The following is a 6,602-nucleotide window of genomic DNA, read 5'->3' on the forward strand; positions in this document are numbered from 1 at the left end:
CCGCTCCCATTTGTCCAGCTTTCCGGCTTGCTGAAAAATATGTACAACTATCTCGATTTCGAAAAACCCGTCGCCGACCTTGAGGGCAAGATCCTGGAGCTCAAGAAGCTTGCCGACAACGGCGAGGCGGTCGATGTCGGCGAGGAGATCGCGCGGCTCGAGAAGCGCTCGCGCGAGGCCCTGCGCGACGTCTACAAGGCGTTGACGCCGTGGCAGAGGGCGCAGGTGGCGCGCCATCCCGACCGTCCGCACTGCGTGGACTATGTGCGCGAGCTGTTCACCGATTTCACGCCGCTGGCCGGCGACCGCGGCTTCGGCGAGGACGATGCGATCGTCGGCGGGTTTGCGCGGTTCCGCGGCACGCCGATGGCCGTGATCGGCCAGGAAAAGGGCAACGACACGAAAAGCCGGCTGAAGCACAATTTCGGCATGGCGCGGCCCGAGGGTTATCGCAAGGCGGTCAGGATTATGGAACTGGCCGACCGGTTCGGCCTGCCGGTCGTCTCGCTGGTCGACACGGCCGGCGCCTATCCCGGCATCGGGGCCGAAGAGCGCGGCCAGGCCGAGGCCATCGCCCGCTCCACATCGGCCTGCCTCGGCCTGAAGGTTCCGATGGTCTCGCTCATCATCGGCGAGGGCGGATCGGGCGGCGCCATCGCGATTGCCACGGCCAACAAGGTCTACATGCTCGAGCATTCGATCTATTCGGTGATCTCGCCGGAGGGTGCGGCCTCGATCCTGTGGCACGATTCCACCCGCGCCCGCGATGCGGCGACGAACATGAAGATCACCGCGCAGGATCTGCTTGCCATGAAGGTGATCGACGGCATCGTCGCCGAACCGCTCGGCGGCGGGCACCGCGATCCGGGCGCGGTTGTCGCAGCGGCCGGCGAACAGATCGCCACGGCCTTCGAGGAACTGGAAGCGGGCAATATGGATTTCCGCGAACACCGGCGCGAAAAATTCCTCGCCATCGGCCGCGACCTGTAGCGCTTCAGGCCGCCATTGTGGCGGCAAATACACAGATTCGCCACAAAATCGCCGCGGATTATGCGCTATGCATTGACATGGCCCATAGAGGGGATTTCTTTTGGTAAGTCTTTCTCAAGGTTAACCGACATAGATTGCCGGGCGGGCGGGTTGGACGCCAATTCGGGGACGCACGATCGTTATGTTCTTGAGACTTGTACAGGCATCATTCCTGGCTGCCGCCGTCGGCGTTGCTGCGGTCGGTTTGAGCGGCTGCACGGACACGACGCTGGGCAGCGTGCAGAAGGCCGAAAAGCAGCTGCCGCGCGAAATCCTCGATCGCATGCGGGCCAAGGGCATGGCCCGCAACGCGCCGATCATGGCGCGTATCTTCAAGGAGGAAGGCAAGCTCGAGATCTGGAAAAAGAAGCGCTCCGGACGCTACGACATCATCGCCTCCTATGACATCTGCAAGTGGTCTGGCCAGCTCGGGCCGAAATTCGTCGAGGGCGACCGCCAGGCGCCGGAAGGCTTCTACACGGTGCGTCCGACGCAGATGAACCCGCAATCGAGCTACCATCTCGCCTTCAATATCGGCTACCCCAACGCCTTCGATCAGGCGCATGGGCGCACCGGCTCGCATCTCATGGTGCACGGCGCGTGTTCCTCGTCGGGCTGCTATTCGATGACCGACGAGCAGATCGAGCAGATCTATGCCTTCGGGCGCGACGCCTTTCGCGGCGGGCAGAAGGAATTCCAGGTCCAGGCCTTCCCCTTCCGCATGACGGCGCAGAACATGGCGCGCTATCGCGGCGATCCCAATTACAAGTTCTGGACCATGCTGAAGGAAGGCTATGACCATTTCGAGATAACGAGGATGCCGCCCAAGGTCGACGTCTGCGAGAAGCGTTACGTCTTCAACAGCGTTGCTCAAGGCAGCACCGGCTTCAATCCGGCCGGCGCCTGCCCGCCCGCCGCGCAGCCGGAAACGCTGGTCAGCGCGTACCAGGCGCATCAGTCGACATACCAGGCCGCATTCTCTGCCGCGGCCGGCAATGGCGTCGGACCGGCGCCGAAACCATCCATCGCCGGTCTCGAGGAGGCGCGATTGGTCGCCGAGTGGTCGCGCAAGCGGGCGCGCGGCGAACGCGTGACCGTCGAGCCGCCGTCCGTTGAGCCCGACGGCACCGTGGTGGCGACGTCGCGCATGGGCCGGATCGACTCGCCGGCAGGCCGCAAGCAGGCGGCGATCGACGCCCGTGCGGCCGAAAAGAAGCGCAAAATTGATGAGGCAACGCAGCTTGCTGCTCAAAAAGCGGCCGAGGAGAAGGCTGCGGCCATTGCCGCCGCGAGCGCGGCTGCAACGCAGTCGGAGACCGTTGTCGGCGCGCCGCCGGCCTCCGCCGAGAACGGCGGAACCGGCCTTCTGGGCCGGGTTTCCTCGCGCCTCACCGGCCTGTTCGGCCGTTGATCGAGCCGCGTGCTAAGTTGGAAGGCGCGACACCGCAGGCGCAGGACGTCTACGATCTCAAGGGGTTGAAATGCCCGCTGCCGGTCTTGCGGGCGCGCAAGCGGCTCGCCGGCATGGGGGCCGGTGAGCGGCTGTGGCTCGAGACCACCGACCCGCTCGCCGTGATCGACATCCCCGCCTTCTGCAGCGAGGCGGGCCACCGGCTCATCGAAACGGCCGCGACGGACGGCGGCCATCGCTTCCTGGTCGAACGCGGCGCGATCTGAAGCGTCAACGCGCCGAAAAGCCGGCGATGGCCAATGGGTTGTCTTCCAGCGCACTGCGGTCCGGCATATCGACAGCCGGCTTGCCGGCAAAGGCATCGAACAGCCGCTTGACATAATCTTCCGGCATGTCGTCGGTGATCAATACGAGCCGCGCGCCGCGCGGTCCCGGCGGCCAGGCGGCCAGCCGCGCCGGCGGATGAAGGAGCTTTTGCACGCCGTGAACGACCAGCGGATGCTCCGGGTCCTCGACGGTTTCGATGACGCCCTTCATGCGCAACAGCTTCTCGCCATGGGTAGCGCGCAACAGGTCGAGAAATCCTTCGACGGCCGCAAGCGGCATGGCCCCTTCATGGGCCAGCGAGACGCTGCGGATGCGCGCATCGTGATGATGGTGGCGGTGACCATGATGGTGGCCGTCATCATGGTCGTGCGCGTCGTGGTCATGGCCGTCCGCGCCGGCGTCCGCCGCGGCGTCCTTGAGCCAGCGCCGCACGTCGACGCTCTTCGTCGCCGGGTCGTAGAGGCCGCACTCCATGAGCCCCGCCGCATTCGCCGCGCCGCTCTGCGCGTCGAGCAGCGGCGCACCCGGATTGATGCGGGCGATGCGATCGGCGAGGTGCGTCACCTGTTCGGCCGTCGCGATGTCGGATTTGGTGATGACGATGCGATCGGCGACGGCCGCTTGCCGCATCGCCTCCCTGTGCCGGTCGAGCGTGGCCGCGCCATTGGCCGCGTCGAGCGTCGCGACCACGCCGTCGAGACGATATGCGGCGAGGATGGCCGGATGCGCCATCAGCGACTGCAGCACGGGCACGGGATCGGCAAGACCGGTCGTTTCGACGACGACGCGTGACAGGCGCTCGATGCGTCCCGTCTGCAGCCGGTCGGCCAGATCGGCCAGCGTGTCGATCAGTTCGCCGCGCACGGAGCAGCACAGGCAGCCGTCGGCAAGCTCGATGACGCCGTCGCTCGACGTTTCGACGAGCATGTGGTCGATCGCGACTTCGCCGAACTCGTTGACGATCACCGCCGTGTCGGTGAGCGCGGGATCACGCAGCAGCCGGTTGATCAGCGTCGTCTTGCCCGAGCCGAGGAAGCCCGTAATCACGGTGACGGGTATGGGTGCGTACTGCATCGCGGTCCGCTCCAGACGGTCTGGCGGCGCTTTACTGCGCAGCCACCGAGGTCGGCGTGTAATCGGGGCGAGGGGTCGGGATAGGCACGTCGGCATATTCGACTTCCTCGGGGAAATAGGGCGATTTCGGCCCGGTCGCGCCGCCGAGGTCGACTGCGACGAGGCGCGGCTCGTGCGTGAATTCGTGCAGATAGGGCGACTCGAAGATCGTGTCACCGTTCTCGTCGCGGTTTTCGAGCCGGGCCTGACGGGCCTCCTGGCTGCACACGACCGGCCGCAGGTTGACGGCGGCGGGCTCGACATCGCCGGCCGGCGCCAGCATGTCGATGTGCGGTGCGCCAGCGACGTTCGTTTGAAAACCCTTGGCGATAAGCCCGGCGGCTTTTTCGGCGCGCTCGGAGACGGACATCTCGCCCAGGAGAACGGCAAGGATGGTGCGCCCGCCGCGCGTCGCCGACGCCGCCAGGTTGAAGCCGGCAGGGCAGGTATAGCCGGTTTTCATGCCGTCTGCGCCGTCGAAGCGGCCGATGAGCGTGTTGTGGTTTTCCAGCTTTGCCTTGCCGGCCTGCAGGCCCTCGATCGTGAAATAGCCGGCATATTGCGGATATTCGCGCTTTATCGCCAGCGCCAGTACCGCCATGTCGTGCGCCGTCGTGTACTGCCCTTCCGAATGCAGGCCGTGGGCATTGACCCAGTGCGACCCGGTCATGCCGAGGCGGGCCGATTCGGCGTTCATCCGCGCCGCAAAGCTGAATTCGGAACCGGCGATGCTCTCGCCGATGGCGGTCGCCACGTCATTGGCCGACTTGACCATGATGATCTTGAGCGCGTTGTCGAGGGTCAGCACCGAGCCGGGCTTGTATCCCATCTTGCTCGGCGGCTCTTTGGCGGCATTCCTGGAGATGCGCACCGGAGACTGGAGGGTCACCTCGCCCGCCTCGATCGCCCGGAACGCCACATAGGCCGTCATCAGTTTCGACAGCGATGCCGGGTACCAGCGCTGGAAGATGTCGTCCTCGGCCAGGACGCGGCCCGAATTGACGTCGACCACGATCGACGGTCCCGCCGCCGCTGGAGCCGCCGCGACAATCGTCGCCAGCCACGCAGCGAGACAGAACTGGTACATCATTTTCACGCTCGAACGAACCAATTTCCCTATCGCCTCTTGCAGATTTTGCGCTAGTTTGCCGGCGCCGCGCGGCATCGGCGCTGGTGAGCTTGCCGGTCGCCGACCGGTGATATTTAGCCCATGTGACGCCAAGATGGCAAAGCGCAATCCAGCGCACCCTTCCGCGGTGCGTGCGGATGCAACCGAATGTGACGATGGGAGTGCTTGAATATGCCGATCCTCAACAGGGCAGCCGAATTGCAGGAGGAAGTCGCCGGGTGGAGGCGCACGATCCACAGCAATCCCGAACTGCTGTTCGATCTTTTCGAGACTTCCGCCTTCGTCGCCGAGAAGCTTGCCGAGTTCGGCTGCGACGAGGTTGCGACCGGCATCGCCAAGACCGGCGTCGTCGGCGTCATCCGCGGGCGCCTGGGCAGCGGGCCGACGGTCGGGCTGCGCGCCGACATGGATGCGCTGCCCATCATGGAGGCGAGCGGTGTGCCGCACGCTTCGCAAAACGCCGGCAAGATGCATGCCTGCGGTCACGACGGCCACACCGCAATGCTTTTGGGCGCGGCAAAATATCTCGCCGAAACGCGCAATTTCAAAGGCAGCGTGGCCGTCATCTTCCAGCCGGCCGAGGAAGGCGGCGGTGGTGGCAACGTCATGGTCAAGGAAGGCATGATGGAGCGTTTCGACATCGAACGCGTCTTCGGCATGCACAACGAGCCGGGCCTGCCGGTCGGCCAGTTCGCCACGCGCCCCGGGCCGATCATGGCCGCGACCTCCGAATTCACCATCAAGATCAAGGGCAAGGGCGGACACGCCGCCTTCCCGCACCAGACGGTCGACCCGATCGTGATTGCCAGCCAGATCGTCGGCGCCATGCAGACGGTCGCTTCGCGCAGCACTGATCCGGTGGAGGCGATCGTCGTCTCGGTGACCAAGTTCCACGCCGGCGATGCCTACAACGTCATTCCCGAAGTCGCCGAGATCGCCGGCACGGTGCGCACGCTGCGCACGGAAAACGCCGACCTGGCCGAGGAGCGCATCCGCGCCATCGTCGACAATGTCGCCAAGGCCGGCGGAGGACGGGCCGATATCCAATACGAGCGCAACTATCCGGTGACCTTCAACCATGCGGAGGAAACCGAATTCGCCGCCACGGCGGCGCGCGAAGTGGCGGGCGAGGGCAATGTCGACACGACGATGTCGGCGATGATGGGCGGCGAGGACTTTTCCTACATGCTCGAGGCGCGGCCCGGCGCCTTCATCTTCGTCGGCAATGGCGACACGGCCAATCTTCACCACCCCGAATACGACTTCAACGACGAGGCGATTCCGCACGGCATTTCCTACTGGGTGCGCCTGACCGAGAAATATCTGGCAGCTTGAAGCTTTCGCCGCCGCCGTGGATTGGATGCCGGGCGGCGCCAAAACGGTTGGCGTATCCGCCTCAAAAGGGTATGAGAGCGCCGTGGTCCCGTAGCTCAGCAGGATAGAGCATCAGATTCCTAATCTGAGGGTCACTGGTTCGAATCCAGTCGGGATCACCAAAATTCCGTGGGTCCGTTCCGGACACATTGGTTACAGTTTATATCGGAGACATGGGTAACACTTTCGGCCCGAAGGGGTTTTGAAGTGGTTCCAGTC

General features: G+C 64.9%; 6 protein-coding genes and 1 tRNA gene. 5 read left to right on the plus strand and 2 right to left on the minus strand.

Annotated elements, in window-relative coordinates; all coding sequences use genetic code 11:
• Positions 1 to 39 precede the first annotated feature (39 nt).
• From GM909_RS18370 to GM909_RS18380, 3 genes are all read left to right on the plus strand, one after another.
• Positions 40 to 990, plus strand: coding sequence for an acetyl-CoA carboxylase carboxyltransferase subunit alpha (locus GM909_RS18370; RefSeq protein ID WP_157018525.1), 951 nt, complete (start codon positions 40 to 42; stop codon positions 988 to 990).
• A 181-nt stretch (positions 991 to 1,171) separates the two neighbouring features.
• Positions 1,172 to 2,440 carry a L,D-transpeptidase family protein gene (locus GM909_RS18375; protein ID WP_157018527.1) on the plus strand — a complete coding sequence of 423 codons (1,269 nt, stop codon included), beginning with the start codon at positions 1,172 to 1,174 and terminating at the stop codon, positions 2,438 to 2,440.
• A gap of 17 nt (positions 2,441 to 2,457) precedes the next feature.
• A complete protein-coding gene (locus tag GM909_RS18380) occupies positions 2,458 to 2,706 on the plus strand; it encodes a sulfurtransferase TusA family protein (RefSeq protein WP_157018529.1) in 249 nt (82 codons plus the stop codon).
• Between the two features lie 4 nt (positions 2,707 to 2,710).
• Here the strand turns inward: GM909_RS18380 and GM909_RS18385 are convergent, their stop codons facing one another.
• Both GM909_RS18385 and GM909_RS18390 read right to left on the minus strand, forming a co-directional pair.
• Positions 2,711 to 3,841 (minus strand): CobW family GTP-binding protein, encoded by a 1,131-nt coding sequence (locus GM909_RS18385; protein WP_157018531.1) that lies wholly within the window; start codon positions 3,839 to 3,841, stop codon positions 2,711 to 2,713.
• Between the two features lie 31 nt (positions 3,842 to 3,872).
• Positions 3,873 to 4,970 carry a D-alanyl-D-alanine carboxypeptidase family protein gene (locus GM909_RS18390; protein ID WP_235911962.1) on the minus strand — a complete coding sequence of 366 codons (1,098 nt, stop codon included), beginning with the start codon at positions 4,968 to 4,970 and terminating at the stop codon, positions 3,873 to 3,875.
• Positions 4,971 to 5,180: 210 nt separating this feature from the next.
• Here GM909_RS18390 and GM909_RS18395 point away from each other — a divergent pair, with 210 nt between their 5' ends.
• Complete coding sequence (locus GM909_RS18395) at positions 5,181 to 6,344, plus strand: M20 aminoacylase family protein (protein ID WP_157018533.1); 1,164 nt, start codon at positions 5,181 to 5,183, stop codon at positions 6,342 to 6,344.
• A gap of 84 nt (positions 6,345 to 6,428) precedes the next feature.
• Positions 6,429 to 6,505 (plus strand) — tRNA-Arg (locus tag GM909_RS18400).
• Positions 6,506 to 6,602: the final 97 nt, after the last annotated feature.

Source organism: Mesorhizobium xinjiangense, assembly GCF_009749525.1.
GTDB lineage: Bacteria > Pseudomonadota > Alphaproteobacteria > Rhizobiales > Rhizobiaceae > Mangrovimarina > Mangrovimarina xinjiangensis.

Coding starts and splice junctions, on each gene's coding strand:
- GM909_RS18375 (WP_157018527.1), top strand. CDS start 1,172: ATGTTCTTGAGACTTGTACAGGCATCATTCCTGGCTGCCGCCGTCGGC.
- GM909_RS18395 (WP_157018533.1), top strand. CDS start 5,181: ATGCCGATCCTCAACAGGGCAGCCGAATTGCAGGAGGAAGTCGCCGGG.
- GM909_RS18385 (WP_157018531.1), bottom strand. CDS start 3,841: ATGCAGTACGCACCCATACCCGTCACCGTGATTACGGGCTTCCTCGGC.
- GM909_RS18370 (WP_157018525.1), top strand. CDS start 40: ATGTACAACTATCTCGATTTCGAAAAACCCGTCGCCGACCTTGAGGGC.
- GM909_RS18390 (WP_235911962.1), bottom strand. CDS start 4,970: ATGATGTACCAGTTCTGTCTCGCTGCGTGGCTGGCGACGATTGTCGCG.